This is a genomic window from Stappia indica (assembly GCF_020177335.1).
Taxonomy (GTDB): domain Bacteria; phylum Pseudomonadota; class Alphaproteobacteria; order Rhizobiales; family Stappiaceae; genus Stappia; species Stappia indica_B.
Genome location: NZ_JAIVMG010000015.1, coordinates 19,767 through 44,351, shown reverse-complemented (window position 1 = coordinate 44,351; position 24,585 = coordinate 19,767). Strand labels below are relative to the sequence as shown.

Genomic DNA, 24,585 nt, shown 5'->3' with positions numbered 1-24,585 from the left:
GAACGGAGGATTGCGCCCGATGACCCGGTTGGCGGATGGCCGCCTCGATTGCTGGAGTGCGAAAGGTGGGAAGGACGCCGGAGGCGGCACTTTGCGTGGAAACTGCTGGTCTGGCGGCCGATGATGATGATGGATCGAGCAACTTCACTGCCGCAGGACGAGACGGCCAAGGAGGCGCAAGCGACGCCTGAGGGCGCGGGAGCGGAAACACGTCGGCGGATGCCCCGTCGGCGGCGGTTCCTCCGCTGGCTGCTGGTGCTTGCCCTGGCGGTGGTCGTGGTTGGCGGCGGGTTCCTGGTTGGCGGGTTTTTCCGCTTCGCCGGCATGGTGACGGAGGGGGAGCCTGCGGTGCTGACCCGCGCCGATGCGATCGTGGTGCTGACCGGCGGACGCGAGCGGGTCAAGAAGGCCTTGATGCTGCTGGAGGAGGGGCGGGCCAATCGCCTTTTGATCTCCGGTGTGCATCCGGACACGCGGCCGGAGCAGATCGTTGCCCTGACCTCCAGCAATCTCGCGCTCTTCCGCTGCTGCGTCGATCTGGACCGGATTGCCAACAACACGCTGGAAAACGCTGCGGAAACCGCGAAATGGGCGCGTAGCCGGCATTTCGACAGCCTCTTGGTGGTCACCAGCGCCTATCACATGCCGCGCGCCATGCTGGAATTGCGTTCGGTGGCGCCGGACCTGCGCCTGATCCCGGCCAAGGTGCAGAGCGCCGACCTGCCGCTTGAACGCTGGTATGCGGATCCGCAGACGACGCGGCTTCTCCTGCGCGAATATGTGAAGTATATGCTCACCTGGCTGAGAATAGGGATGGTTGACGGCGCGTCGTCCTGAGGGGCGTTGCCGGCCTTGTACCTCCCGTCGATTGGCCGCGACACGCAATTCATCCGGTTGGCCATTCGATGCTTCTTCTTCGCTCGCTCCTGTTTCATGCGCTGTTTTATCTGGTGACCCTGGGTCTGATGATCCTGTTTTCGCCGGTGCTCATCCTGCCGCGCCGCTGGGGCTGGCCGGTCGTGCCGTTCTGGGCGCGGACCTGCCTGGCGCTGCTGCGCTGGATCGTGGGCCTCAGGGTCGAGGTGCGCGGTCTGGAGAACATTCCCGAGGGCGGCTATATCGTCGCCGCCAAGCATCAGTCCGCCTGGGAAACCTTCGCCCTCTTGCCGCTGTTCGCCTCGCCGACCTACGTGCTGAAGCGGGAGCTGCGCTACATTCCGCTGTTTGGCTGGTACACCGCCAAGTACCGGCAGATCCCGGTCGATCGCGGCAAGCGCTCCGTGGCGCTGGCGCGGATGACGGAAAAGGCCAGCGAAGCGGTGGCCGAAGGACGGCAGATCCTGATCTTTCCCGAAGGCACCCGCCGGCCGGCCGGGGCTGAACCGCGCTACAAGCATGGCGTGGCCCATCTTTACCGCTCGCTCGGCTGTCCGGTGCTGCCGATCGCGCTGAACTCCGGCGTCTATTGGCCCCGGCGTGGCTGGACCCTTTACCCGGGCACGGTGCTGGTGGAGATCCTGCCGCCGATCCAGCCGGGGCAGGACCTTCATGCCTGCTACGACCAGCTGGTTTCAGTGGTGGAGAGTGCGTCGGACGAGTTGTTGCGGGAGGCGGCGCGGCGCGATCCCGGCAGTCCCGTTCTGGCTCAGGTGGAAGAGCGCTGGCGCGCGCGCGGGCTCGTGCTTCCGCGCGACTGACAGGGTGCGCAAGACGCGGCGTTGCTCGCGTCGATTGTCTGCTGACAAGGTTTCCGGTTTGTTCTATTGTTGCCAGCATGACGTCATCGCTGACCAATATAGATCGGGCTGTTTCCGGGGTGGTTCCCAGCTCGGGCGAGGGGAAAAGCGGCGGCGCCGCGGCGCCGCGCGCGGCCGCGGCGCTGGGGCTGGATGATCGCTACCGGTATTTCTTCGGCCATTCGGGCCGGCGGTACCTTTTCTCTGCCGTGCCGGTGGAGGCGCTGGAAGATTATTGCGGCGCGGTGGTCGTGCTGTTGCCGCGCCGCAGCGGCGGGGCCGTCTGGATCGGCGAGGTCGACCGCTACGGACAGCGGCGCGGCGCGCCCATCGCCAGCCGCGACCTCGGTCGGCGCATCGCCTATGTGCATCTGCTCGCCGGCCGGCCCGACGAACGTCGCGCCGTGGCCGATGACCTGTCCCGGGCGAGCTGCATCTTCGCCGCCGACGCGGCGGGCGCGGAGGTGGGAACGGACCTGTCTGTGGCGGAAGGCGATTAGCCTCCCGGGCAGGGAAGGCCGGGCGCGCCGCCTCAGACGACCGCGGCGAGGGCCTTCAGTCGCTTCGCCAGCGCTGACAGCGCCGGATCGTGGATCTTCAGTTCCTCCAGATGCGCGGCGGTGTTGAGCACATATTCGGGATTGGGGCCGGATTGACCCTGGGCCCCTTGTACCAGCTCGAACTGGCGCTCAGTGCTGAGAACGCCGGCATATTGATGGTGGTCGCGGTTGACCAGGTAGGTCAAAGCGGAGACCGTGCCGCCCTCTTCGCCATCGAGTCGCACCCGCCTTTCCGCTTCAAGATAGACGGCGGTGACCTGCTCGCGTTCGCGCAGATAGGCGATCACCTCTTCCCGGTTGCGACCGGCAACCCGAAAGGCGATGCCCCGGCAGGCGCCGCCCCGATCAAGACCAAGCACGAGGCCGGGCCGCTGCTCGGTGCCGCGATGCACCCAGGAATAGACGCAAAGCGAGCGGTGGGCGCCATGAAGAACGCCGGGAACGGCGATCTCGTAGGGAAAACCCGGTCGCCACATCAGCGAGCCGTATCCGAACACCCAAAGATCGCTCATTCGCCGTTGATCCTCTCATCGCTTCCGGCCGTGCCTTTGCCCTTGCTCGGGCCTGGCGAGGCGGCCGGCAGGGTGCGTCAGAACCGGGGGGAGGATCAACCCTCCGGCGGTTGTTTCCGGCCGGGTTGGTCGGATTTTCCTCCCACGGGCGCGGATGTGACGCGGGAGCCGCGCGCCGATCCTCCTTGAAACTGTCGCGATCCGGGCGTAGACGCGGAGGGTCGATTTCCAGCCGCGAGGACCAGATGACCGAGACGCCGACAGCCACCGGGACGCCGAAAGGGCGCTCGCCCTCCCGCTGGAAGTACCGTTTGCTGGTGGGGCTCGTCTTTCTGGTTGTCGCCCTCTGGAGCGCCTATTGGGCGATCGGCCGGGGGATGGCCATCGATATCCTGCGCAACACGGTCGAAGTGGCGAAAACCGAAGGCGGCCGGCTTGCTTGCGGCGATCAGTCGCTGGGAGGGTATCCGTTCCGCTTCGAGCTGCGCTGCGCGCCGCTGGAGGTTGCGGCGGCGACCGGCGACAGCCTGAGCCTTGGAGGCGTGCGGGCGGTGGCGCTTGCCTATAACCCGCGCCAGCTGATCGTCGAGGCGGACGCGCCGGCGCGGCTGGTGCGCTCCGCCGGTCCCGCCGGCCTGGCGGTCGATGCGACCTGGCGCACGGCGCGGTCCAGCGCCCGGCTCGGCGATGAGACAGTGGCGCGGATGGATCTCGTCGTCGAGGCGCCAGCGCTCGATATCGCGCTGGAGGGCGCCGGTGCGGATATGCCCTTCCGGGTCGCTGCCGATACGGCTGAGGTGCATCTGAGGCAATCGCCGGAGGCGGCGGAGGACGTGGATCTCGCCGTGCGGCTTGCCGCCGTTTCGACCCTGCCGTCCGTGCCGTCGGTCGATCTGTTCGCCGACATGACGGTTGTCGGCGCTGCGCCGCTGCTCGGCCGCTCGGATGGCGACTGGCGGGCGGTGCTGTCGTCGCGCGAGGCGCTGGCGATCGACCGGCTGGTGCTGTCGTCAGGCAAGCTTTCCCTGCAAGCCAGCGGGGCGCTGTGGCTCGATGAGGCGGGCCGGCTGAGCGGCGGCCTGCCGCTGACCGTGGTCGGTGTGGACCAACTCGCCCAGGCGCTGGCGCCGTTCTTCCCACCGGAGTCCACCGTGCCGGCAACCTTGCAAGGGGCGTTGATGGGCTTCGGCAGTCCGGCGGAGCTCGATGGCGCGCCGGCGGTCACCGTGCCGCTCCGCTTCGAGGGCGGTGTCGCCCGTGTCGGCCTCATCCCGATCGGACGGCTCGGGCCGATGATGTAGCCAGGCGGTTCCGGCGCGCAACGCACCGCGTGTCGGGCGCGGCGCGTTGTGGGCACTCGGACAGGGATCAGTCGGTTGTCGGCCGGTCGATCGCCAGGGTGTACCCCTTCCAGTTGGCCGGTTCGGCGATCTGGTCGTAAAGGGTGACGGCAGGCACGTTCTTGCCCGGAACGATCCAGCGCAGTTCCGACCAGTCGCGGCGGGCGCCTTCCTGCACCAGGGTCTCGATCATCCGCCGGGCAACGCCGTTGTTGCGGGCATCCGGATGCACATAGAGCTCATCGAGCTGTCCGGCGCGCAGGCCGGTGATGATCTCCGGCAGGTCGAAGAAGATGGCAAAGCCGACAAGGCGGCCATTCAGCTCCGCACCGATGACCTCGGCAGTGCGGTCGCCAAGAATGCGCTCGGCGTAGAACTGGTCGGGACGGCGCGGCGCGCCGCGCTTCAGGGCCTGGGCGTATTCCGCGATCAGGGGCGCGAGAGCAAGTGCGTCGTCTGGGCCAAGCGTCTTGATGTCGATGGTGTTCATGAAAGCTCCGCGTTGGATCGGTGGTCAGCGACCCGGGGGACCGGAACGCGGCGCTCACCTTGTCCCGAACCGTGACGGTTTTGCAACCGCCTCTGTCGATCCGTGCGCCGCTGGCCCCATTGACCGTGGTGGAAAGGTCGCCGCATAGTTGTGAGGTGCCCTGCCGTTTCTCTTCCGGAAAGCCATGCCATGAGCGAGGATTCGCGCCGTCGCCGTGCGACAATGATCGGCCTGACCGCCGTCCTGATGTGGTCGATGCTCGGTGTCTTCGGCGCCGCTTCGGGCGCTGTACCGCCGTTTCTGCTGAATGCCCTGTGCTTCGGCATCTCCGGGCTGGCGGCGACCCTGTGGCTGGCCGCGCGGGGTAGACTGCGGCTGATGCGCCAGTCGCTTGGCGTTTGGGCGTTCGGAACGCTGGGCCTGTTCGGCTTTCATTTTTTCTATTTCACGGCGATCCGCAATGCCCCGCCGGTGGAGGCCAATCTGATCAACTACACCTGGCCGTTGTTGATCGTCGTCTTCTCCGCGCTGCTGCCGGGGGAACGGCTGCGGGCGCATCACCTGATCGGCACCGGGCTGGGGCTTGCCGGGGCGGCGCTGCTCGTCACCCGGGGAGAGAGCCTGGCGCTCGATCCCGCGTATCTGACCGGCTATCTTGCGGCGGTTGCCTCGGCGCTGTTCTGGTCGAGCTATTCGGTGCTGTCGCGGCGTCTTGATCAGGTGCCGACCGAGGCGGTGGCGGGCTTTTGCCTCGGCACCTCGGTTCTGTCGCTGGTCGCCCATTTGGCGGTGGAACAGACGATCTGGCCGGCGGGGGCGGGCGAGTGGCTGGCGGTGCTCGGCCTTGCGGCCTTTCCCGTCGGTCTGGCGTTCTTCGTCTGGGATATCGGCGTGAAGCGCGGTGACATCCAGGTTCTGGGGGCGGGGGCCTATGCGGCGCCGGTGCTGTCGACCTTGCTGCTGATCCTCTTCGGCTTCGGCACGTTCACCGTCAGCGTTGCGCTCGCCTGCGCGCTGGTGACTCTCGGTGCGCTGGTGGCTGCCCGGGACATGCTGTTTCGTCCCGCAGCAGGCGCATCGGCTCGCGCCTCCGCCGAAAGACCGGTGGCGGAGGACCGTTCCGCGCATTAGGGTCCACATCCCAAGGCCCGGCTTTCCAGCGCCGCAGGCAAATTCTCGCAACCAACCAAAAGGGACAGGTTCGCCCATGACGACATCCGCCGCCATCAGACCTCGCCGCAGCGTCCTTTACATGCCCGGTTCCAACGCTCGGGCACTGGAAAAGGCACGCAGCCTCGATGTGGATGCGCTGATCCTCGATCTTGAGGACGCCGTGGCGCCCGACGCCAAGGATCTGGCCCGCCAGCAGGTGGCCGAGGCGGTGGCCGCCGGCGGCTACGGGCACCGGGAGGTGGTGATTCGGGTCAATGGCGCCGGGACGCCCTGGGGCGAGGCGGATCTGGAGGCGGCGATTGCCGCCGGTCCCGATGCTATCCTGCTGCCGAAGGTGTCGACCCCGGCGGATCTGGAGCGGGCGGCGCACAAGGTCAACGCGGCCAAGGCTCCGGCCGGGCTGGCGCTCTGGGCGATGATGGAAACGCCGCTTGCCATGCTGAACGCGCGGGAGATCGCGGCGGCGGCGGCCAATCCCGAAACCCGGCTTGCCTGTTTCATCATGGGAACCAACGATCTGGCCAAGGAGACCCGGGCACGGCTGGTGCCGGGACGGGCGCCGATGCGTCCCTGGCTGATGGCTTGCGTCGCCGCGGCCCGGGCCCATGGGCTCGACATCATCGACGGGGTCTACAATGACCTGTCGGACGCGGACGGCTTTGCCGCCGAATGCCGTGAGGGCGCCGAGATGGGCATGGATGGCAAGACCTTGATCCATCCCAAGCAGGTCGAGGCCTGCAATGCCGCCTTCTCGCCGGATGCGGCCGAGGTGGCGCAGGCGCGCAAGATCATCGCCGAATTCGAGAAGCCGGAAAACGCTTCCAAGGGCGCCTTGCAGGTGGATGGCCGGATGGTTGAGCGGCTGCACGCGGAGATGGGCGAGCGGGTGGTGCGGATCGCCGATGCGATCGCCGCTCGCAGTGCCGCGGCCGCAGCCGGCTGACGTGTTTTTTGCCGGCCGGGTGCCGCCCGGCCGGGTTCCTCCCGGAGACGCATTTCATGAAACTCTATCGCTTCATCACCGGCCCGGACGACAGCGCCTTCTGCCACCGGGTGACGGCGGCGCTCAATGCCGGCTGGGACCTGCATGGCACCCCGAGCCTGACCTTCGACGCGGCCAAGGGGATCGTCGTCTGCGGCCAGGCGGTGACCAAGGATGTCAGCGGCGAAAGCTATTCGCCGGAGATCAAGCTGTCGGACTACTAAAGGTCCGCGCCAAGGCCGCGCGGCAGCGTGGTCAATCCTTGTCGTGATCCAGCGTGTGACGCTGGATCATCGGCAGCTGCATCAGGGTGAAGACCACGGTGATCGGCATCATGCCGAACACCTTGAACGACACCCAGAAATCGGTCGAGAAGCTGCGCCAGATGACCTCGTTGAGGGCGGCGAGGAAGAAGAAGAACACCCCCCAGCGGAAGGTGAGCTTGCGCCAGCCGGCGTCATCGAGCCGGAACACGCTGTCGAACACATAGCCAAGCAGCGATTTGCCGAACAGAAGGCCGCCCAGGAGCACCGCCCCGAACAGGACGTTGACGATGGTCGGTTTCAGCTTGATGAACAGCTCATCCTGCAGCCACAGGGTCAGCGCGCCGAACACCAGCACCACAATGCCGGAGACCACCGGCATCACCGGCAGGCGCCGGGTCAGCACGTAGGACACGGCCAGCGACACGGCGATCGCCACCATGAAGACGGCGGTGGCGAAGAAGATCGGTCCGCCCAGGTCGGTGATCACCGGAAAGCGCTCGGCGAGCATCTCGCCGCGTGAGTTGGCGAGGAAGAACAGCAGCAGCGGGCCAAGCTCCAGCGCGATCTTCAGGAGCGGCGCCACCTCCTTGCGGTCGGCGGCATTGGGGCTGTGTTCGAATTCCATCAGGGATCAACTCTCGCTTGCGGCGATGGCGGCGGCGAAGTCGCCGGCGGTGAAGGGTTCGAGGTCGTCGATGCCCTCGCCAACGCCGATGAAATGGACCGGCAGCTTGTGCCGGGCGGCAATGGCGACAAGGATACCGCCGCGCGCGGTGCCGTCCAGCTTGGTCATGACGAGGCCGGTGACGCCGGCGGTCTTGCCGAAGATCTCGACCTGGTTCATGGCGTTCTGGCCGGTGGTGGCATCGAGGGTCAGCAGCACGCTGTGCGGGGCGTTCGGGTCGTGCTTGCGAATGACGCGCACGACCTTTTCCAGCTCGGCCATCAGTTCGGCTCGGTTCTGCAGCCGCCCGGCGGTGTCGATCAGCAGAACGTCGACGCCCTTTTCCCTGGCTTCGCGCATGGCGTCGAAGACAAGGCCGGCGGCATCGGCGCCGGTGTCGCGGGCGACCACGGGGGCGCCGGTCCGTTCGCCCCAGATCTTGAGCTGCTCGACGGCGGCGGCGCGGAAGGTGTCGCCAGCGGCCAGCATCACAGATTTGCCCTCGGCCCGGAGCTTGGCGGCCAGCTTGCCGATGGTGGTGGTCTTGCCGGTGCCGTTGACGCCGACCATCAGCACCACATGCGGGGCGTTGGCCGGGTCGAGCACCAGCGGCTGGGCGACCGGTTCCAGCACCTTGGCCACTTCCTCGGCCAGGATACGGCGCACCTCCTCGGGGGCGATCTCCTTGTCGAACCGGCCGTCGGAAATCCGCTCGGTGATGGTCATCGCCGTCTCGACGCCGAGATCGGCCTGGATCAGCAGGTCTTCCAGCTCTTCCAGGGTCTCCGCATCGAGCTTGCGCTTTGTGAAGAGCGCGGTGATGCCGCCGGTCAGGCTGGCGGAGGAGCGCGACAGGCCCGCCTTCAGCCGGGCGAACCAGGACAGGCGCGGCGCGGCCGGTTCCGGCGCCGCTTCGCTGGTCTCAGGCTCCATGGGGGCAGGCGGTTCGCTCTCTTGCGCTGGTTCCGCTGCGGCCTCCGGCGCCGGCTGCTGCGGGGCTTCGGCGGCCGGGGTAGGCCGTTCCCCGTCGGCGGGCGCGGTGGGGGCCGGTTCCACCGGCGTTTCCGGCGTGGCGAGGTCCGAGGTCTCGCTGTCGGGGCTATCGGTTTGGGGGGCGCGGGCCTCCGCAGGCTGCGCCTTTGGCTCGACCTCGGTTGGCGCCTCGGGTGCAAGGGGGGCTTGCGCGGCGTCGTCCGCGCCGGAGAGAGGGGCGTCGGCGGTTTCGACCGTCTCGCGCGCATCCGTCTGCGTCTTGTTGTCCTTACGGCCGAACAGACGTCCGAGGAAACCGCGTTTTTCGTCACTCATGCTGTCATGCCGCCCGCTGCCCGAGGAGATGGCGCCCGGTATGCCCGCTGATGCGCAGGCTGACAAGGTCCCCCGGTCCGGCACCAGCGCAGGCATCCGCATCGAACTCGACCTGGGTGAACTGTTCGCTGCGGCCAAGACCCTCCCGCTCGATCAGGACCTGGCGGGTGCGGCCGACCTCGGCATCGAGATGGGCCAGGAGCGCCGCCGCGCCCTTTTCCCGCAGCCGCGCCGCCCGCTCCTTGACGGCGGCACGCTCCACCTGGGGCATGCGCGCGGCCGGGGTGCCGGGCCGGGGCGAGAAGGGGAAGACATGGAGATGGGTCAACCCGCATTCATCGACGATGCGCAGGGTGTTCTGGAACATCTCCTCGGTCTCGGTCGGGAAGCCGGCGATGATATCGGCGCCGAACACCACATCGGGGCGGGCGGCGCGCACCTCCTGGCAGAAGCGGATGGTATCGGCGCGCAGGTGCCGGCGCTTCATGCGCTTGAGGATCAGGTCGTCGCCGGCCTGCAGCGACAGATGCAGATGCGGCATCAGCCGGTCTTCCTCGGCGATCACCCGCATCAGGGCCGGATCGGCCTCGATCGAGTCGATCGAGGAAAGGCGCAACCGGTCGAGGGTCGGGACCTTCTTCAGGATCTTTTCCGACAGGGTGCCGAGGGTCGGGGTGCCCGGCAGGTCGGCGCCATAGCTGGTGATGTCGACGCCGGTCAGCACCACCTCGCGGTAGCCGTTGTCCACGAGCCGGGCGATCTGGTCGACCACCACGCCCATGGGCACGGACCGGGAATTGCCGCGGCCGAAGGGGATGATGCAGAAGGTGCAGCGATGGTCGCAGCCGTTCTGCACCTGGACGAAGGCGCGGGCGCGGCCCTCCAGCCCGTCGATCAGATGGCCGGCGGTCTCCGTCACGCTCATGATGTCGTTGACGCGCACCTTTTCGGTCTCATCGATGCCGAACTGGGCGACCCGGCCATAGGAGGCCCGTTCCAGCTTTTCGCTGTTGCCGAGAACGAGGTCGACTTCCTCCATGCCGGCGAAGCTGTCGCTTTCGGTCTGGGCGGCGCAGCCGGTGACGATGATCCGCGCTCCAGGGTTTTCCCGGCGCAGGCGGCGGATGGTCTGGCGCGCCTGGCGCACCGCCTCGCCGGTCACCGCGCAGGTGTTGACCAGAACCGCGTCCTTGAGGCCGGCGGCCTCCGCCTCATGCTTCATGACCTCCGATTCATAGGCATTGAGCCGGCAGCCGAAGGTGACGACATCGACGCTCATCGGCCTGCCTCCGGCGTTGCCGAGGCATCCGCATCGCCCGGGCCGGTCTTGCGGAAGCGGCCGGTGGCAAGGTCGACAAGCCCTTCGAACTCGATTTCCGTGTCGCCGGTCATCAGCACATGCCCATCGCTTTCGCGCCATTCCAGCAGCAACGGGCCGCCCGGCAGGTGGATGGTGACACGGCGGTCGGTGCGCCCGTCGCGGATCGCCGCGACCGCGGTGGCACAGGCGGCGGTGCCGCAGGCCTGGGTCAGGCCGACGCCACGCTCCCACACCTTGATCTCGATCTCCGTATCCGACAGCACATGGGCGAGGGTGATGTTGGCCCGCTCGGGGAACATCGGGTGGTTCTCCAGCATCGGGCCGACCTGTTGAAGGTCGACAACGTCAAGCGCCGGCACCCAGAAGATGGCGTGGGGATTGCCCATGTTGACGACGGAGGGGGTGTGCAGCACCGGCGCGTCGATCGGGCCGATCTGCAGTTCGATCGCCCGGGTGTCGGCGAAGGGCTCGGCCAGCGGGATCTCGTTCCAGGCGAGCTTCGGCTGGCCCATGTCGACGGTCACGCGGCGCGGGTCATCGGTGCCGGCGGCGTTGAGCAGGCCGGCCCGGGTTTCGATGGTGGCGGCGGGACGGCCGCTCTCTTCCATCAGCAGGCGGCCAATGCAGCGGGTGGCATTGCCGCAGGCGGACACTTCCGACCCATCCCGGTTGTGAATGCGCATGAAGGCATCGGCGCCGCCGGGCGAGCGCTCGACCGTGATCATCTGGTCGAAGCCGATGCCGGTCGTCCGGTCGCCGATCAGGCGGATCGTTTCCACCGGCAAGGCAAGCGGCGTGGTTCGGGCGTCCCAGACAACGAAATCATTGCCGAGCCCGTTCATCTTCAGGAAAGGGGTGCTGCCGTCGCTCATCGCCGGTAATGCCTGTGACTTGAAGGCCTGATGCCTGGGCCCGGTATCGGGGGCCTGATGTCTGGAATCCTGACGCGGCGCCGGTCCCCGATATCAGGGCAAGCGGGATCGTCGCGCTTTTCGTCTATATGGCCGAAAGCGGGGCAATATTCCAGTGTTGCCTTCAAATCCGCCCCTCACCGAGAGAGCGAGGAGCGGATGCGCGTGGGTGGAGCCTTCTGTCGGGGAGGGCTTAGCGCCCGTCTCCTTGCCTGATGAAGGTGCCGTTCTGCAATTCAGTGACCGCCTCGATCAGCTCCTGCCGGGTGTTCATGACGATCGGTCCGTGCCAGGCCACCGGCTCGCGGATCGGCTTGCCCGAGACCAGCAGGAAGCGGATGCCGAGCGGGCCGGCGGTGACGGTGATCTCGTCGCCGGTGCCGAACTGCACCAGCGTGCGGTCGCCGCTTTGATCGCGAATGTGCAGCTCCTCGCCGCCGACCGATTTTTCGGTGAGGATCCCCACCGGGCTGGAGGCGTCGCGAAAGCTGCCCGAGCCTTCGAAGATATAGGCGAAGGCTTGCCGGTAGGTGTCGACCGGCAGGCGCCGGGTCCGGCCGGCCGGCACGAACACATCGAGATAGGCCGGATCGGCGGCGATGCCGTCGACCGGGCCGCGCTTGCCCCAGAAGCTGCCGCAGAGGACGCGCACGGTGGTGCCGTCATCGTCGATGATCTCGGGGATCTCCGCCGCCGGCACATCCTGATAGCGCGGATCGGTCATCTTCAGCGATGAGGGCAGGTTGGCCCAGAGCTGGAAACCATGCATCCGGCCCCGGGCGTCGCCCTTGGGCATTTCCTGATGCATGATGCCGCGTCCGGCGGTCATCCACTGGATGTCGCCGGCTCCGAGCGTGCCGCTGTTGCCGAGGCTGTCGCCGTGATCGACCGTGCCGGCCAGCACATAGGTGATGGTCTCGATCCCCCGGTGCGGATGCCAGGGGAAGCCGGCCCGGTAATCCTCCGGGCGCTCGTTGCGGAAATCGTCGAACAGCAGGAAGGGATCGTGCCGGGTCGGATCGTTGAAGCCGAAGGCGCGGTGCAGCTTGACGCCGGCCCCTTCAAGGGTCGGCTGGGCGGCGGCTGTGTGGGTGACGGGTCTGATGGACATGGCGGCTCCTTCTCGCCAAAGGGCGTTTTCTCCCATCTGGGGCGACGGCGGGGCGGAATAAAGCCCCGGTGTGGCGACACACCGTTCACCGCAGGCGCATCAATCGATGATCATGCGCGTTGCCGGGCCGCAGGTGCCGAGCACCTTCAGCATGTCGGCGCGGGGAAGGGCGACACAGCCCTCCGTCGGCGTCAGGCCGGGGCGGGCAAGGTGGAAGAAGATGGCGCTGCCCCGGCCGCGCACCGCCGGCGCCAGATTGCAGTCCAGCACGACGACGATGTCGTAGAGCCCATCCTCGCGCCACATCTCTTCGTGCGAAGCGGCAAAGGGGCGGGTCACCATCCGGTTGTAACGCGGGTGGACGGGGTCGTCGCACCAGCCCATCTCTGGCGACAGCGGCACGACCGGCAGGCGGCTGCGCGGCCGGGGGAGCCGGTCCGGCCGAAAGTAGACGGTCTTGAGCAGGAAGATCCCCGCCGGGGTGGCGCCATCGCCTTCGCGCTTCATCCGGGTGATGCCGCCCCGGCCGAGCGCACAGGGGCGCGTGATTGGGCCGAGGCTGAGCCGGCCGGTGGTGGCGTGGGCGGACAGCGCCCGTACCCGCAGGATATCCGCCGGGCCGGCGGGGGGAGGCGCACTTGGTGTGCAGTCTGGGGCGTGAAGGTCGATCGACATGGGTACCGTGATACCCTCTCGATCAAATCCACGTGAAGCAGATTTGTTTCCGGGCGGGACATTTTCGGTCAATTCCCGCTCGCGGCGCGTGTTGTTGTTGCATAAGTGATGATCAAGGGATTGAATTGATTGAGAACCCCAAAAGGGAGGACAGAGAATGAGCGCCCGCAAAATCCTCATTGTCGATGATGACAGCGATCTGCGTGAGGCGCTGGTCGAGCAGCTTTCGCTCTACGACGAGTTCGAGACGCTGGAGGCGGAGACAGCGGCGGCGGGGATCAACACGGCCAAGACGGAGCATGTGGATCTGTTGCTGATGGATGTGGGCTTGCCGGACATCGACGGGCGCGAGGCGGTCAAACTCCTGCGCAAAAACGGCTTCAAGGCGCCGATCATCATGCTGACCGGCCATGACACGGATTCCGACACGATCCTCGGGCTGGAGGCGGGGGCCAACGATTACGTGGCCAAGCCGTTCAAGTTCGCCGTGCTGCTGGCGCGGGTGCGGGCGCATCTGCGCCAGCACGAGCAGAGCGAGGACGCGGTGTTCACCATCGGCCGGTTTGCCTTCCGGCCGGCGCAGAAACTGATGAGCGACGACAAGGGCAGCAAGGTCCGGCTGACGGAGAAGGAAACCTCGATCCTGAAGTTCCTCTACCGGGCCGGGGAAAAGCCGGTGACCCGCGATGTGCTCCTGCACAAGGTGTGGGGCTACAACTCCGGGGTAACCACCCATACGCTGGAAACCCATATCTATCGCCTGCGGCAGAAGATCGAACGGGATCCGTCGAACGCGGAACTGCTGGTGACGGAAGCGGGCGGATACAAGCTGGTGCCTTGAGACCGGGGACGGGGTGCAATTCTGGTCTTGTGCTGGCCAAGGGCTTCGGCGTACTCCTCAAGTCATGAGTCTCGCCCGTGATATGGATCTCCTGCGCAAGGTGCCGTTGCTCGCCGATTTTCCGGATGAGCAATTGCGTCTGCTCGCCTTTTCGGCGGAAAACGTCTCCTACCGGGATGGCGAGGTGCTGTTCGTGGAAGGCGAGCGGGCCGATGGCGGGTTGGTGGTCGCCTCCGGGGCGGTCATGCTGGAAAGCGACAGCGAGGCGGATGGGCTGGGGGGGCGCTATGGCCCCGGCAGCCTGATCGGCGAGACAGCGCTTCTGGTGGAGACCCGGCGCCCGGCGCGGGCCGTTGCCAGCGGCGCCACCGAGGTCATCCGCATTCGCCGCGCCCTGTTCAAGCGCATGCTGCAGGAGTTTCCCGATATCGCGCAGCGGCTGTTCGACAGCCGGGCGGCACGGTTCCGCGATACCACTGCGGCGCTTGGCCGGGTGGGGACCTTGCTGGAACAGCTCGAACGGGAGCATAGCGCCTTCCGCGCCGCCCGGGCGAAGGCGAGCGGCGACGCCCAGTAGGGCGACGCCAGATCCCGTTATGTCTTGAAATTTGCGCTGTGTGACGCGGGCTGCATCAACGCGGCGTCACACCAGCTTCAGCGTGACCGGAATGTTGCCCCGGGTTGCGTGTGAATAGGGGCAGACCACATCGGCCTTGGCGATCAGCGCCTCGGCGGTGGGTTTGTCGAGCCCGGGCAGGGCGATGTTGAGGGTGACCGCGATGCCGAAGCCGCCGCCATCCTCGCGCGGGCCGATGCCCACTTCCGCATTGATCGAGGTCTCCGCCGGCAGCTTGATCTTGTCGCGCCCGGCGACAAAGCCGAGGGCGCCGATGAAACAGGCGGAATAGCCGGCGGCAAAGAGCTGCTCCGGATTGGTGCCAGCGCCGCCGTCTCCGCCCAGCTCCTTCGGCGTCGACAGGGTAATCTCCAGCCGACCATCGTCGGATTGCGCGGTGCCGGTACGGCCGCCGGTGGCGCTCGTGTGGGCGGTATAGAGGATGCTCATCTGCGGGTCCTTTCCCGAAAGGCGGTACGTTTCGAGAAAAACTATTGCGCAAAATTTAATTTTGTCAAATTCAATATCAAGCAAGCAAACTTGACAGGCCGGGCGCACCGGGAGATTTGAGAGAAGATGGAAAGCGCGCGGTGCGGCTGTACGCGACCGCCGCCGGCAAGGCGCGAACGGCGCAAAGGGCAAGCGACAAGACGGATGACCGAGACCATTTCGGCGCAGGTGGAGGAAGATGCGGCGCTGCTGCTGTCGCATCAGCTCTGTTTCAGCCTGCATTCCACCACGCTGGCACTTGGTCGGCTCTATGCCCGGCTGCTGGCGCCGTTGGGACTGACCTATACGCAGTACCTGGTGATGCTGGTGCTGTGGCAGCACCGCAGCCATCCGGTGAAGGCGCTGGGCGCGGCCTTGATGCTGGATTCCGGCACGCTGACCCCGGTGCTGAAGCGGCTGGAGGCGGCGGGGCTGGTGTCGCGCCGGCGCGATCCCGCCGACGAACGGCGGGTGATCGTCACGCTGACGGAGGCGGGCGAGGCGCTGCGCCAGGCGGCGCGGCCCATCCCGCATCAGGTGATGGCGGCCTGCGACACCTCTGGCGTCGATCTTCAGCGGCTGAAGGGGGAGCTGGAAGCGCTGCGGGACGGGCTGACCGGCGAAGCGGGCGCATAATCCGGATACACAAAAGACAAATCCCCCGGCGCCGCTGGCACCGGGGGATCTGCAAAGCGTCTGCTCTCAGGCGGCCAGTGTGGCTGGCCGCCTGTCAGAGGTTCACGCCCAAGGGCGGCTTTCCGCCGTGGTCTTCTCGAACCGGTCGATCGACGGTGCCTTTTCCATGGTCAGGCCGATATCGTCGAGGCCGTTCAGCAGGCAGTGCTTGCGGAACGGATCGATGTCGAAGGTGACCACGCCGCCATCGGGGCCGCGAATTTCCTGGGCTTCCAGATCCACCGTCAGGGTGGCATTGGCGCCGCGCTGGGCGTCGTCCATCAGCTTGTCCAGCTCTTCCGGCGAGACGACGATCGGCAGGATGCCGTTCTTGAAGCAGTTGTTGTAGAAGATGTCGGCGAAGCTGGTGGAGATCACGCAGCGGATGCCGAAGTCCAGCAGCGCCCAGGGTGCGTGCTCGCGCGAGGAGCCGCAGCCGAAGTTGTCACCGGCGACCAGAATGCTGGCCTTGCGGTAGGCCGGCGTGTTGAGCACGAAATCCGGGTTCTCCGAACCGTCGTCAAGGGTGCGCATCTCGTGGAACAGGGCGCTGCCGAGCCCGGTCCGCTTGATGGTCTTGAGAAACTGCTTCGGGATGATCATGTCCGTGTCGATGTTGATGATCGGCAACGGCGCGGCAACGCCGGTCAAGGTGTCGAACTTGTCCATTTCGCAAGGTCTCCTGCAGGTCAGTCGCGGGTCAGGCGGCAAGGCTTGTGGCGCTGTCGCAACCCAGCATCAGGTTGAGGTTCTGTACGGCGGCGCCGGAGGCGCCCTTGCCGAGATTGTCGAATACGGCGACCAGCACCGCCTGGGCGCGGGCGTCATTGGCAAAGACATGCAGCTGCATGCGGTTGGTGCCGTTGAAGGTTTCCGGGTCCAACTCGTCCAGCCGGGCGCTCTGGGAGAGCGGCGCCACATCGACGAAGCTGCCCGCAAGGCTGCCGTAATGCTCCGTGAGCGCTGCATGCAGCTGCGTGCCTGTGGGGACGCGGGCGAGGCCGCCGAGTTGCAGCGGCACCATGGTCACCATGCCTTGGGCGAAGTTGCCGACGGCCGGCACGAACAAGGGCGTGCTCGTAAGCCCGGAGTACAGCCCCATTTCCGGCAGGTGCTTGTGGTCGAGGGTCAGCGCATAGGGCATGTAGGCCGCGGCCGCGTTGCCCTCGGCCTCATAGGCCTCGATCATCGTGCGGCCGCCGCCGCTGTAACCGGAGATCGCATTGACCGTCACCGGCAGATCGGCCGGCAGCAGGCCGGCGGAAATCAGCGGCCGCAGGCAGGCGATCACCCCTTGCGGATAGCAGCCCGGGTTGGCGACCCGGGCCGAGGCGGCGATCTTCGCGCGCTGATCGGCAGCCATCTCGGCAAAGCCGTAGTCCCAGCCCTCCGCCGTGCGATGGGCGGTGGAGGCATCGATCACCCGGGTGTCGGCATCGCCGATCAGCGACACGCTTTCGCGCGCCGCGTCGTCCGGCAGGCAGAGGATGGCGATATCCGCCTCGCGCAAAAGCTCGGCGCGGGCGGCAATGTCCTTGCGCCGCTCCGGGGCGATCGACAGGAGGTCGAGGTCGCGGCGACGCGCCAGCCGCTCGCGGATCTGGAGACCCGTCGTGCCGGCTTCGCCGTCGATGAACACTTTCGCGACCATGTCCTTCTCTCCGTTGGTGGACGCCTCTGACTTCCAGGCGCAAAACCTGGCAGGCGTAACTGATTTCGCCGGGCGCGGCGGCGATGCCACGCCCGGTTCGGCGGACTTCTACACCACCGGCGACCGGTTTGTCATTCTTCTCCTGCCCGAGAGCTGCCCGGTTGCCTGTTCGTGAGCATGTCCGCGGGTCTGTCAGCGGGCCTGGCCATGATACTCCGGATTGGGCCGCATGTCGGTGGCGGCGGCGACCCGGTTGGACATGTTGAAAAAGGCGGCCACCGCGGCGATGTCCCAGATATCCCGGTCGGAAAAGCCGGCCGCGCGCAGGGCCTCGCGATCCGCCTCGACGATGGCATGGGGTTGCTCGGTCAGCTTCACCGAAAAATCGAGCATGGCCCGCTGGCGCTGGTCGAGCTCGGCGGCCCGGTAGTTCATCACCATCAGCTCGCCCAGTTCCGGATCGCCGGAATATTGGCGCACGGCCGCGCCATGAGCGGTAAGACAGTAGAAGCAGCGGTTCACCGAGGAGACGGCGACGGCGATCATCTCCCGCTCCAGCTTGCTCAGCCCGCTGTCGGCCAGCATCAGGTCATTGTACATGGCGGTGAAGGCGCGCAGCTTGTCCTCGTTGAAGGCATAGGCGCGCAGCACATTGGGCACCATGCCGAGTTTTTCCTCGCATTTGGCGAAATAGGCCTCGGTCTCGGGGCCGAGCTCGGTTTCCTGCGCCAGGGTCAAGGCGATGGGGCTGGTCGCGTCGTTCATGCAGTTCTCCTCCCGAAAACAGACGGCAAATGCGCCGCCATTTACCCAATCGTCCGTTTGTCCGCCGTGATCGGTGGATCGCGGCGCATGAAGTGATTACATCGGACGACAACTCGGCCTAGCATGGGGCCGTTTGTCGGAGATAGCGACCGGCGAATCAGTTCCGACGGCCAGGTGGCCGCTCCGGTGTCGAAATCACAAACAGCAGTGAATGCCAGAAATGGCTCTAGGGGGAAAAATGCCCGAAGGACAAGAGCAAGCAAAGGTCCGGCTCATCGAGGCGGTGGTCGCGGGTCTCGCGCCCGATCTGGCGGCCTTTGCGCGCGATTTGTTCGCACGCGGTGCCGCCGAGGATCTCGTCAGCTACACACCGGAAGAGCTTGTCGCCATCGCCGAGGTCGCCTGGGCCGACATGGCAACCCATCCGATCGGAACGCATCGGATCAACATCTACAATCCGGACTTCAAGATCGAGGGCGGGCGCACGGGCGACGTCACCGTGATCGAGGTCGTCAACGACAACATGCCGTTCCTGGTCGATTCCGTGATGGGCGAGTTGCAGGCGAGCGGCCTGGAGGTGCGGCTGGTGCTGCACCCGATCCTGACGGTGGAGCGCGACGACAAGGGCGGGCTGATCGCCTGCCACGGCATTGTTCGCAGCAAGAAGGCCGGATACCGGCGCGAAAGCCTCATTCACATGCATGTGGCGCGGATCGATGCGGATGTGGAGCGCACCGGACTGCGGGAGCGGCTGGAGGCGGTGATGCGCGATGTGCGCTCCGCCGTCGACGACTGGGTGCCGATGCGCGAGCGATTGGTGCAGGCGATCGCCACCTTCAAGGAGACGCCGCCGCCGGTGCCGGCCGCTGAGCTCGGCGAGGCGGTCCAGTTCCTGGAATGGCTGGCTGCGGACAATTTCATCCTGCTGGGCATGCGGGAATACTATTTCGAGGGCGGCGCCGCCGAGGGCGAACTGTCCTTGAAGAAGGGCACGGGGCTCGGCCTGCTGGCCGACCCGGAGGTGCGGGTGCTGCGCCGCGGGTCCGAATTCGTGGTGATGACCCCGGAGATCCGCGACTTCCTGATCAAGCCCGAACCCCTGATCATCGCCAAGGCGAATGTGAAGAGCCGGGTGCACCGCCGGGTGCACATGGACTATGTCGGCGTCAAGCTGTTCGATGAGAATGGCGAACTGGCGGGCGAGTTGCGCATCGTCGGGCTGTTGACGGCGACCGCCTACACCCTGTCGACCAAGAACATTCCCTTCCTGCGCCGGAAGATCGACGCGGTGCTGAACCAGGCCGGGTACGATCCGGAAAGCCACTCCGGCCGCGCTCTGCTGAACGTTCTGGAAAGCTATCCGCGTGACGAACTGTTCCAGGTCGACGTGGACCTGCTCTACTACTTCGCCACCTCGATCCTGCAACTGGACGAGCGTCCGCGCATCCGCGTGCTGGCGCGGCGGGACAAGTTCGACCGGTTCGTGTCGATCCTGTGCTATGTGCCGCGCGACCGCTACACCACCGAGGTCCGGCTGAAGGTCGGCGACTATTTCGCCCGGGTCTATGACGGGCGCCTGTCGGCCTGGTACGTGTCCTACCCGGAAGGTCCGCTGGCGCGGGTGCATTTCATCATCGGCCGCGATGAAGGCGAGACCCCGGACCCCAGCCAGGAGGATCTGGAGCAGGCGGTCACCGGTATCGTGCGGACCTGGGCCGACGATTTCCGCGACGTGCTGCGCGTCGCCTATGGCGGCAACCGGGCGGTGGAGCAGGCCACGCGCTATGCCGACGCCTTCCAGGCCGGCTACAAGGAAACCTATGGCGGCGAGGCGGCGCTGTCGGACATCGGCATCGTGGAAAAGCTGTCCGATGAGGCGGACACGGCGCTGACCTTCTCCCAGCGCCCGGAGGATGCGCCGCGCCGGGTGACGCTCAAGGTCTATCACCATCTGGTGCCGATCCCGCTGTCGGCCCGGGTGCCGATCCTGGAGAACATGGGTTTCCGCGTCATCAACGAGCGGACCTACCGGGTCACCCCGGCGGACCGGCCGCTGGCCTATCTGCATGAGCTGACGCTGGAGGCGGCCAGCGGCGACGACCTTCTGCTCGATGACGATCTGAAGGGCCGGCTCGAAGCGCTGTTCATGGCGATCTGGCGCGGGCAGTCGGAATCGGACGGGTACAACGCGCTGGTGCTCAACGCCGGACTTGCCTGGCGCGATGTCGCCATGCTGCGGGCGCTGTCGCGCTACCTGCGTCAGGCCGGGATCCGTTACTCGGAAGACTACATGTGGCGGACCCTGAACCGCTATTGCGATGTGGCGAGCAAGCTGGTGGAGCTGTTCCACCTGCGTTGTGACCCCGAACCGGGCGATGAGGATCGCGCGCTGGTGGCGGCGCAGCTGGAGCAGGAACTGGCTGATGTCTTCGACGGGGTGGAAAGCCTCGACGACGACCGGATCCTGCGCCGGTTCGAAAATGTCATCGACGCGGTGCTGCGGACCAACTTCTTCCAGCTCGACGTGCATGGTCAGCCGAAGCCGACCTTCGCCTTCAAGCTCGATCCGCAGCGCATCGACGAATTGCCCCGGCCGCGCCCGTTCCGCGAGATCTTCGTCTACAGCCCGCGGGTGGAAGGCGTGCATCTGCGCTTCGGCAAGGTGGCGCGCGGCGGTCTGCGCTGGTCCGACCGGTCGCAGGATTTCCGCACCGAGGTGCTGGGCCTGGTCAAGGCGCAGCAGGTGAAGAACGCGGTGATCGTGCCGGTCGGCGCCAAGGGCGGGTTCGTGCCCAAGAATCTGCCGGTCGGCGGGTCGCGCGAGGAGATCTTCGCCGAGGGCACCAAGGCCTACAAGATCTTCATTTCCTCGCTGCTGGACGTCACCGACAACCTCAGCGGCGACAAGATCTGGCCGCCGGAGCGGGTGGTGCGTCACGATGAGGACGATCCGTATCTGGTGGTTGCCGCCGACAAGGGCACGGCAAGCTTCTCCGACACGGCGAATGCGATTTCCGAAAGCCGCAACTTCTGGCTCGGCGATGCCTTCGCCTCCGGCGGGTCCGCCGGCTACGACCACAAGAAGATGGGCATCACCGCCCGGGGCGCCTGGGAAGCGGTCAAGCGGCATTTCCGGGAGATGAACAAGGATATCCAGTGCGAGCCCTTCACCGTCGCCGGCGTCGGCGACATGTCGGGCGACGTGTTCGGCAACGGCATGTTGTTGTCGCGGGCGATCCGGCTGGTGGCCGCGTTTGATCACCGCGACATCTTCCTCGACCCGGATCCGGATCCGGAGGCGAGCTGGGAGGAGCGCAAGCGGGTGTTCGATCTGGGGCGCTCGTCCTGGAACGACTACAATGCGGCGCTGATTTCCAAGGGCGGCGGGGTGTTCTCGCGGCAAGCGAAATCGATCCCGCTCTCGGCGGAAGTACAGGCGATGCTGGGTATCGGCAAGGCCAAGGCGACACCGCATGAGGTGATGAACGCGATCCTGCGCATGTCGGTGGATCTGTTCTGGTTCGGCGGCATCGGCACCTATATCCGCGCCGCCAGCGAGAGCGATGCGGATGTGGGCGACCGGGCCAACGACGCCATCCGCGTGACTGCGGCCGAGGTGGGCGCCAAGGTGATCGGCGAGGGTGCGAACCTCGGCATGACCCAGCTTGCGCGCATCGCCTTCAACCGGCACGGCGGCCGCTGCAACTCCGATGCGATCGACAACTCGGCCGGCGTCAATTCGTCAGACGTGGAGGTCAACATCAAGATCGCGCTGGGCGCGGCGGTGCGGACCAACAAGTTGACCCTGACCGCGCGCAACCATCTCCTGTCGGAAATGACGGACGAGGTGGCGGGGCTGGTGCTGCGCAACAACTACCTGCAGACCCTGGCGATCAGCCTTGCCGAGGCGCGGGGCATGGAGGACTTCGGCTATCAGCGGCGGATGATGCGCCAGCTCGAACAGGCGGGTCTGCTCGACCGTGCGGTGGAGCAGTTGCCGGACGAGGCGGCGCTGGATGAGTTGCAGCTTGCCGAGAGCTTCCTGACCCGGGCGGAGATCGGGGTGCTGCTGGCCTATGCCAAGCTCACCCTCTACGATCGGTTGCTGGAAAGCTCCGTGCCGGATGACAGCTATCTGGCCAAGGAGCTGTTCCGCTACTTCCCGGTTGCCATGCAGGAGACCTATGCGGAGGAAATCGCGGGACACCGGCTGCGGCGGGAGATCATCGCCACCATGCTGGCGAACTCGATGATCAACCGGGGCGGACCGACCTTCCCGACCCGGATCGCCGATCAGACCGGAGCCGATTTCGCCCGGATCGCCCAGGCCTTCGCGGCGGTGCGCGATGCCTATGGCCTGACCGACCTGAACACCGAGATCGACAGGCTGGACACGCATATCGATGGCGCGCTGCAGCTGTCGCTCTATCGCGCGGTGCAGGATCTGGTGCTCGACCAGACGGTCTGGTTCCTGCGCAACGTCGACTTCGAGGACGGGCTGGAAGCGGTGATCGGCCGGTTCCGGGACGGCATCGACGCGGTGGCGCCAACGCTGACGGGCATCGTCAACGAGGCGATGCGCGAGGGGCTGGCGGCGGAAACCGCGCGGCTGGTCGAAGGAGGCGTGCCGGAGGCACTCGCCGCCCGGATCGCCCGGCTGCCGGTGGAAACCGAGATCCCGGACATCGTCCTTGTCGCCGAGCAGGTCGACCGGCCGCTGGCGGATGTGGCCGAGGTGTTCTTCAAGGCGGCGGGGCATTTCCGCCTCGGTGCCATGGAGGCCAAGGCGCGCGGCCTGTCGATCCACGACTATTACGACGGGCTGGCGCTCGACCGGGCGCGGGCGCTGCTCGCCGACGCCCACCGCCAGATCACCGCTCAGGCGCTGGGTGCGAATGGGTTCGAGAACTGGCTGGAGGCCAATGAAATCCGGGTGGAGCGCACCGCCCGGGCGGCCAACGAGATCGTCGAGGGTGACCTGACGGTGTCGAAGTTCTCCGTCGCGGCAAGCTTGCTGGCCGAACTGGCCCGGTGAGCGAAGCCCATTGCATGCCCTCTGGCGGCCGCGTCGCGGTCGCCAGCTGGGTGCTGTTCGACTGGGCGGCGCAGCCGTTCTTCACGCTGGTCACCACCTTCGTGTTCGCGCCCTATTTTGCCTCCGCCGTGGCATCCAGCCCGGCGGAGGGGCAGGCGTTGTGGGGCTATGCCACCGCGGCGGCCGGGCTGATGATCGCGCTGCTCGCGCCGGTGCTCGGCGCGGTCGCCGACAAGACCGGTGCGCGCAAGCCCTGGATCGGGGCGTTTTCCGTGCCGTTGGTTCTGGGCTGTCTGCTGCTCTATTTCGCCGAACCGGGCAGCGGCTTCGGCGTTGCCGTGGCTCTGACCGGCTTCGCCGTTGCGACGCTCGGGGTCGAGTTCGCCACGGTCTTCACCAATGCGATGATGCCGGATCTGGTGCCGACGCATCGGCTGGGGCGGCTGTCGGGCAGTGGCTGGGCGGTGGGCTATGCCGGCGGGTTGATATCGCTGGTGCTGGCGCTTGGGCTGATGGCGGCCAATCCGGAGACGGGCAAGACCCTGCTCGGGCTCGATCCGATCCTTGGGCTCGATCCGGCGACCCGGGCCGGCGACCGGGCCTCGGGGCCATTCTCGGCTCTGTGGTATCTGGTGTTCGTGCTGCCGCTGTTCCTGTTCGTGCCCGATGTGCCGCGCCGGGCGGTTGCCTTGAAGGCGGCGGTTCGCCAGGGGCTTGCCGATCTCGGCGAGACCGCGCGCGGCGCTCGCGCCGACCGCAATGTCTTTCTCTTCCTTGTCGCCAACATGGTCTACAAGGACGGACTGGTGGCGCTCTTTGCCTTCGGCGGCATTTATGCCGCCGGGGTGCTCGGCTGGTCGACCATCGAGATCGGCACCTTCGGCATCCTGCTGACCATCACCGGAACGCTCGGTGCCTTTCTCGGCGGGCGGCTCGATGACCTGTTCGGGCCGAGGCCGGTGATTGCCGGTGCGCTTCTGATCCTGATCCTGTGCGGGCTCGGGCTGGTCTCCGTCGACCGGCAGACGGTGTTCTTCGTGATCAACGTGGCGCCGGCCGATGGGGCCGGGCTGTTCACCACCTTGCCGGAACAGGTGTTCCTGGTGCTGGGCGGGCTGCTTGGCGCCGTCGCCGGACCGTTGCAGGCGGCCTCGCGCACCTTGCTGATCCATCTGGTGCCGCGCGGCGAGTTGACGAAATACTTCGGCCTGTTCGCGCTGTCGGGCAAGGTGACGAGCTTCCTCGCGCCGCTCGCCGTCGGCGTTGTCACGGCGGCGACGCTCAACCAGGCCGCCGGCATGGCGGTGATCCTCCTGTTCTTCAGCGTCGGGCTGGTGTTGCTGACGCGGGTGCGAGATCCCCACGCGGGCTGATCCGCCCTGCCTCGCAGTCGATCCATTGAAAAAGGCGCGGTCCGTGAGGGCCGCGCCTTTTTTGTCATTGAGGTCTTTCTGGGGGGCTTTC

At 66.7% G+C, this 24,585-nt stretch carries 25 protein-coding genes; 13 read left to right on the top strand and 12 right to left on the bottom strand.

The genetic code is table 11. From position 1 onward, the window contains the following. Positions 1-129: 129 nt before the first annotated feature. The 3 genes from LC062_RS18045 (at position 130) to LC062_RS18035 (ending at position 2,236) form a co-directional block, all read left to right on the top strand. The gene (locus tag LC062_RS18045) at positions 130-837 is read left to right on the top strand and encodes a YdcF family protein (RefSeq protein WP_224912418.1); all 708 of its coding nucleotides are present in this window, start codon (positions 130-132) and stop codon (positions 835-837) included. 68 nt (positions 838-905) lie between these two features. Then, positions 906-1,697 carry a lysophospholipid acyltransferase family protein gene (locus LC062_RS18040; RefSeq protein WP_224912417.1) on the top strand — a complete coding sequence of 264 codons (792 nt, stop codon included), beginning with the start codon at positions 906-908 and terminating at the stop codon, positions 1,695-1,697. Between the two features lie 77 nt (positions 1,698-1,774). After that, a complete protein-coding gene (locus LC062_RS18035; protein ID WP_224912416.1) occupies positions 1,775-2,236 on the top strand; it encodes a hypothetical protein in 462 nt (153 codons plus the stop codon). 32 nt (positions 2,237-2,268) lie between these two features. Here the strand turns inward: LC062_RS18035 and LC062_RS18030 are convergent, their stop codons facing one another. Beyond that, a complete protein-coding gene (locus tag LC062_RS18030) occupies positions 2,269-2,808 on the bottom strand; it encodes a gamma-glutamylcyclotransferase (RefSeq protein WP_224912415.1) in 540 nt (179 codons plus the stop codon). Between the two features lie 245 nt (positions 2,809-3,053). Between LC062_RS18030 and LC062_RS18025 the strand changes: the two genes are divergently transcribed. Beyond that, positions 3,054-4,109, top strand: coding sequence for a DUF2125 domain-containing protein (locus LC062_RS18025; RefSeq protein WP_224912414.1), 1,056 nt, complete (start codon positions 3,054-3,056; stop codon positions 4,107-4,109). Between the two features lie 67 nt (positions 4,110-4,176). Here the strand turns inward: LC062_RS18025 and LC062_RS18020 are convergent, their stop codons facing one another. Further along, positions 4,177-4,638, bottom strand: coding sequence for a GNAT family N-acetyltransferase (locus tag LC062_RS18020; RefSeq protein ID WP_224912413.1), 462 nt, complete (start codon positions 4,636-4,638; stop codon positions 4,177-4,179). A gap of 189 nt (positions 4,639-4,827) precedes the next feature. Here LC062_RS18020 and yddG point away from each other — a divergent pair, with 189 nt between their 5' ends. The 3 genes from yddG to LC062_RS18005 all read left to right on the top strand — a co-directional run bounded on the left by yddG (position 4,828) and on the right by LC062_RS18005 (position 7,017). After that, positions 4,828-5,769 (top strand): aromatic amino acid exporter YddG, encoded by a 942-nt coding sequence (gene yddG / locus LC062_RS18015; RefSeq protein WP_224912412.1) that lies wholly within the window; start codon positions 4,828-4,830, stop codon positions 5,767-5,769. 76 nt (positions 5,770-5,845) lie between these two features. Next, complete coding sequence (locus tag LC062_RS18010) at positions 5,846-6,754, top strand: HpcH/HpaI aldolase/citrate lyase family protein (protein ID WP_224912411.1); 909 nt, start codon at positions 5,846-5,848, stop codon at positions 6,752-6,754. A 56-nt stretch (positions 6,755-6,810) separates the two neighbouring features. Further along, positions 6,811-7,017, top strand: coding sequence for a DUF1737 domain-containing protein (locus LC062_RS18005; protein WP_224912410.1), 207 nt, complete (start codon positions 6,811-6,813; stop codon positions 7,015-7,017). A gap of 31 nt (positions 7,018-7,048) precedes the next feature. On the opposite strand, the gene LC062_RS18000 is transcribed toward LC062_RS18005, so the two are convergent. The 6 genes from LC062_RS18000 to LC062_RS17975 form a co-directional block, all read right to left on the bottom strand. Continuing rightward, complete coding sequence (locus tag LC062_RS18000; protein ID WP_224912409.1) at positions 7,049-7,684, bottom strand: septation protein A; 636 nt, start codon at positions 7,682-7,684, stop codon at positions 7,049-7,051. 6 nt (positions 7,685-7,690) lie between these two features. After that, on the bottom strand, positions 7,691-9,031 hold the full coding sequence (gene ftsY, locus LC062_RS17995; protein ID WP_224912408.1) for a signal recognition particle-docking protein FtsY: 1,341 nt from the start codon (positions 9,029-9,031) through the stop codon (positions 7,691-7,693). Positions 9,032-9,035: 4 nt separating this feature from the next. After that, positions 9,036-10,310, bottom strand: a complete 1,275-nt coding sequence (gene mtaB, locus LC062_RS17990; protein ID WP_224912407.1) for a tRNA (N(6)-L-threonylcarbamoyladenosine(37)-C(2))-methylthiotransferase MtaB — start codon at positions 10,308-10,310, stop codon at positions 9,036-9,038. Next, positions 10,307-11,224 carry a diaminopimelate epimerase gene (dapF, locus tag LC062_RS17985; protein ID WP_224912406.1) on the bottom strand — a complete coding sequence of 306 codons (918 nt, stop codon included), beginning with the start codon at positions 11,222-11,224 and terminating at the stop codon, positions 10,307-10,309. The genes mtaB and dapF overlap by 4 nt, the downstream gene beginning before the upstream one ends. Positions 11,225-11,456: 232 nt before the next feature. After that, on the bottom strand, positions 11,457-12,374 hold the full coding sequence (locus LC062_RS17980) for a pirin family protein (RefSeq protein ID WP_224912405.1): 918 nt from the start codon (positions 12,372-12,374) through the stop codon (positions 11,457-11,459). Between the two features lie 99 nt (positions 12,375-12,473). Then, entirely contained in the window at positions 12,474-13,049 is a 576-nt protein-coding gene (locus LC062_RS17975) for a L,D-transpeptidase family protein (protein WP_224912404.1), read from the bottom strand. A gap of 157 nt (positions 13,050-13,206) precedes the next feature. On the opposite strand from LC062_RS17975, the gene LC062_RS17970 reads away from it, so the two are divergent. Then, positions 13,207-13,890, top strand: a complete 684-nt coding sequence (locus LC062_RS17970) for a response regulator transcription factor (RefSeq protein WP_224912403.1) — start codon at positions 13,207-13,209, stop codon at positions 13,888-13,890. Positions 13,891-13,954: 64 nt separating this feature from the next. Next, entirely contained in the window at positions 13,955-14,467 is a 513-nt protein-coding gene (locus tag LC062_RS17965) for a cyclic nucleotide-binding domain-containing protein (protein WP_224912402.1), read from the top strand. 66 nt (positions 14,468-14,533) lie between these two features. Here LC062_RS17965 and LC062_RS17960 read toward each other — a convergent pair whose 3' ends face one another. After that, positions 14,534-14,956 carry an organic hydroperoxide resistance protein gene (locus tag LC062_RS17960; RefSeq protein ID WP_224912401.1) on the bottom strand — a complete coding sequence of 141 codons (423 nt, stop codon included), beginning with the start codon at positions 14,954-14,956 and terminating at the stop codon, positions 14,534-14,536. Positions 14,957-15,160: 204 nt separating this feature from the next. Between LC062_RS17960 and LC062_RS17955 the strand changes: the two genes are divergently transcribed. Next, a complete protein-coding gene (locus tag LC062_RS17955; RefSeq protein WP_224912400.1) occupies positions 15,161-15,631 on the top strand; it encodes a MarR family winged helix-turn-helix transcriptional regulator in 471 nt (156 codons plus the stop codon). Positions 15,632-15,733: 102 nt separating this feature from the next. Here LC062_RS17955 and leuD read toward each other — a convergent pair whose 3' ends face one another. Together leuD and argC are read right to left on the bottom strand one after the other, a co-directional pair. Further along, positions 15,734-16,339 (bottom strand): 3-isopropylmalate dehydratase small subunit, encoded by a 606-nt coding sequence (gene leuD, locus LC062_RS17950; protein WP_224912399.1) that lies wholly within the window; start codon positions 16,337-16,339, stop codon positions 15,734-15,736. A gap of 31 nt (positions 16,340-16,370) precedes the next feature. After that, on the bottom strand, positions 16,371-17,321 hold the full coding sequence (gene argC, locus LC062_RS17945; RefSeq protein WP_224912398.1) for an N-acetyl-gamma-glutamyl-phosphate reductase: 951 nt from the start codon (positions 17,319-17,321) through the stop codon (positions 16,371-16,373). Here argC and LC062_RS17940 point away from each other — a divergent pair. Then, positions 17,302-17,496: a hypothetical protein gene (locus tag LC062_RS17940; RefSeq protein ID WP_224912397.1), complete on the top strand. Its 195-nt coding sequence runs from the start codon at positions 17,302-17,304 to the stop codon at positions 17,494-17,496. The genes argC and LC062_RS17940 overlap by 20 nt on opposite strands. A gap of 17 nt (positions 17,497-17,513) precedes the next feature. Here the strand turns inward: LC062_RS17940 and LC062_RS17935 are convergent, their stop codons facing one another. Continuing rightward, on the bottom strand, positions 17,514-18,086 hold the full coding sequence (locus tag LC062_RS17935) for a peroxidase-related enzyme (protein ID WP_224912396.1): 573 nt from the start codon (positions 18,084-18,086) through the stop codon (positions 17,514-17,516). A 238-nt stretch (positions 18,087-18,324) separates the two neighbouring features. On the opposite strand from LC062_RS17935, the gene LC062_RS17930 reads away from it, so the two are divergent. Continuing rightward, positions 18,325-23,121, top strand: a complete 4,797-nt coding sequence (locus LC062_RS17930) for an NAD-glutamate dehydrogenase (protein WP_224912395.1) — start codon at positions 18,325-18,327, stop codon at positions 23,119-23,121. Between the two features lie 14 nt (positions 23,122-23,135). Further along, positions 23,136-24,494: an MFS transporter gene (locus LC062_RS17925; RefSeq protein WP_224912394.1), complete on the top strand. Its 1,359-nt coding sequence runs from the start codon at positions 23,136-23,138 to the stop codon at positions 24,492-24,494. Positions 24,495-24,585 lie beyond the last annotated feature (91 nt).

Bases quoted from the DNA above. Each gene is read 5' to 3' on its own strand.
- LC062_RS18045 (WP_224912418.1), top strand. From the start codon at position 130: ATGGATCGAGCAACTTCACTGCCGCAGGACGAGACGGCCAAGGAGGCG.
- LC062_RS18040 (WP_224912417.1), top strand. From the start codon at position 906: ATGCTTCTTCTTCGCTCGCTCCTGTTTCATGCGCTGTTTTATCTGGTG.
- LC062_RS18035 (WP_224912416.1), top strand. From the start codon at position 1,775: ATGACGTCATCGCTGACCAATATAGATCGGGCTGTTTCCGGGGTGGTT.
- LC062_RS18030 (WP_224912415.1), bottom strand. From the start codon at position 2,808: ATGAGCGATCTTTGGGTGTTCGGATACGGCTCGCTGATGTGGCGACCG.
- LC062_RS18025 (WP_224912414.1), top strand. From the start codon at position 3,054: ATGACCGAGACGCCGACAGCCACCGGGACGCCGAAAGGGCGCTCGCCC.
- LC062_RS18020 (WP_224912413.1), bottom strand. From the start codon at position 4,638: ATGAACACCATCGACATCAAGACGCTTGGCCCAGACGACGCACTTGCT.
- yddG (WP_224912412.1), top strand. From the start codon at position 4,828: ATGAGCGAGGATTCGCGCCGTCGCCGTGCGACAATGATCGGCCTGACC.
- LC062_RS18010 (WP_224912411.1), top strand. From the start codon at position 5,846: ATGACGACATCCGCCGCCATCAGACCTCGCCGCAGCGTCCTTTACATG.
- LC062_RS18005 (WP_224912410.1), top strand. From the start codon at position 6,811: ATGAAACTCTATCGCTTCATCACCGGCCCGGACGACAGCGCCTTCTGC.
- LC062_RS18000 (WP_224912409.1), bottom strand. From the start codon at position 7,684: ATGGAATTCGAACACAGCCCCAATGCCGCCGACCGCAAGGAGGTGGCG.
- ftsY (WP_224912408.1), bottom strand. From the start codon at position 9,031: ATGAGTGACGAAAAACGCGGTTTCCTCGGACGTCTGTTCGGCCGTAAG.
- mtaB (WP_224912407.1), bottom strand. From the start codon at position 10,310: ATGAGCGTCGATGTCGTCACCTTCGGCTGCCGGCTCAATGCCTATGAA.
- dapF (WP_224912406.1), bottom strand. From the start codon at position 11,224: ATGAGCGACGGCAGCACCCCTTTCCTGAAGATGAACGGGCTCGGCAAT.
- LC062_RS17980 (WP_224912405.1), bottom strand. From the start codon at position 12,374: ATGTCCATCAGACCCGTCACCCACACAGCCGCCGCCCAGCCGACCCTT.
- LC062_RS17975 (WP_224912404.1), bottom strand. From the start codon at position 13,049: ATGTCGATCGACCTTCACGCCCCAGACTGCACACCAAGTGCGCCTCCC.
- LC062_RS17970 (WP_224912403.1), top strand. From the start codon at position 13,207: ATGAGCGCCCGCAAAATCCTCATTGTCGATGATGACAGCGATCTGCGT.
- LC062_RS17965 (WP_224912402.1), top strand. From the start codon at position 13,955: ATGAGTCTCGCCCGTGATATGGATCTCCTGCGCAAGGTGCCGTTGCTC.
- LC062_RS17960 (WP_224912401.1), bottom strand. From the start codon at position 14,956: ATGAGCATCCTCTATACCGCCCACACGAGCGCCACCGGCGGCCGTACC.
- LC062_RS17955 (WP_224912400.1), top strand. From the start codon at position 15,161: ATGACCGAGACCATTTCGGCGCAGGTGGAGGAAGATGCGGCGCTGCTG.
- leuD (WP_224912399.1), bottom strand. From the start codon at position 16,339: ATGGACAAGTTCGACACCTTGACCGGCGTTGCCGCGCCGTTGCCGATC.
- LC062_RS17940 (WP_224912397.1), top strand. From the start codon at position 17,302: ATGAACACTTTCGCGACCATGTCCTTCTCTCCGTTGGTGGACGCCTCT.
- argC (WP_224912398.1), bottom strand. From the start codon at position 17,321: ATGGTCGCGAAAGTGTTCATCGACGGCGAAGCCGGCACGACGGGTCTC.
- LC062_RS17935 (WP_224912396.1), bottom strand. From the start codon at position 18,086: ATGAACGACGCGACCAGCCCCATCGCCTTGACCCTGGCGCAGGAAACC.
- LC062_RS17930 (WP_224912395.1), top strand. From the start codon at position 18,325: ATGCCCGAAGGACAAGAGCAAGCAAAGGTCCGGCTCATCGAGGCGGTG.
- LC062_RS17925 (WP_224912394.1), top strand. From the start codon at position 23,136: ATGCCCTCTGGCGGCCGCGTCGCGGTCGCCAGCTGGGTGCTGTTCGAC.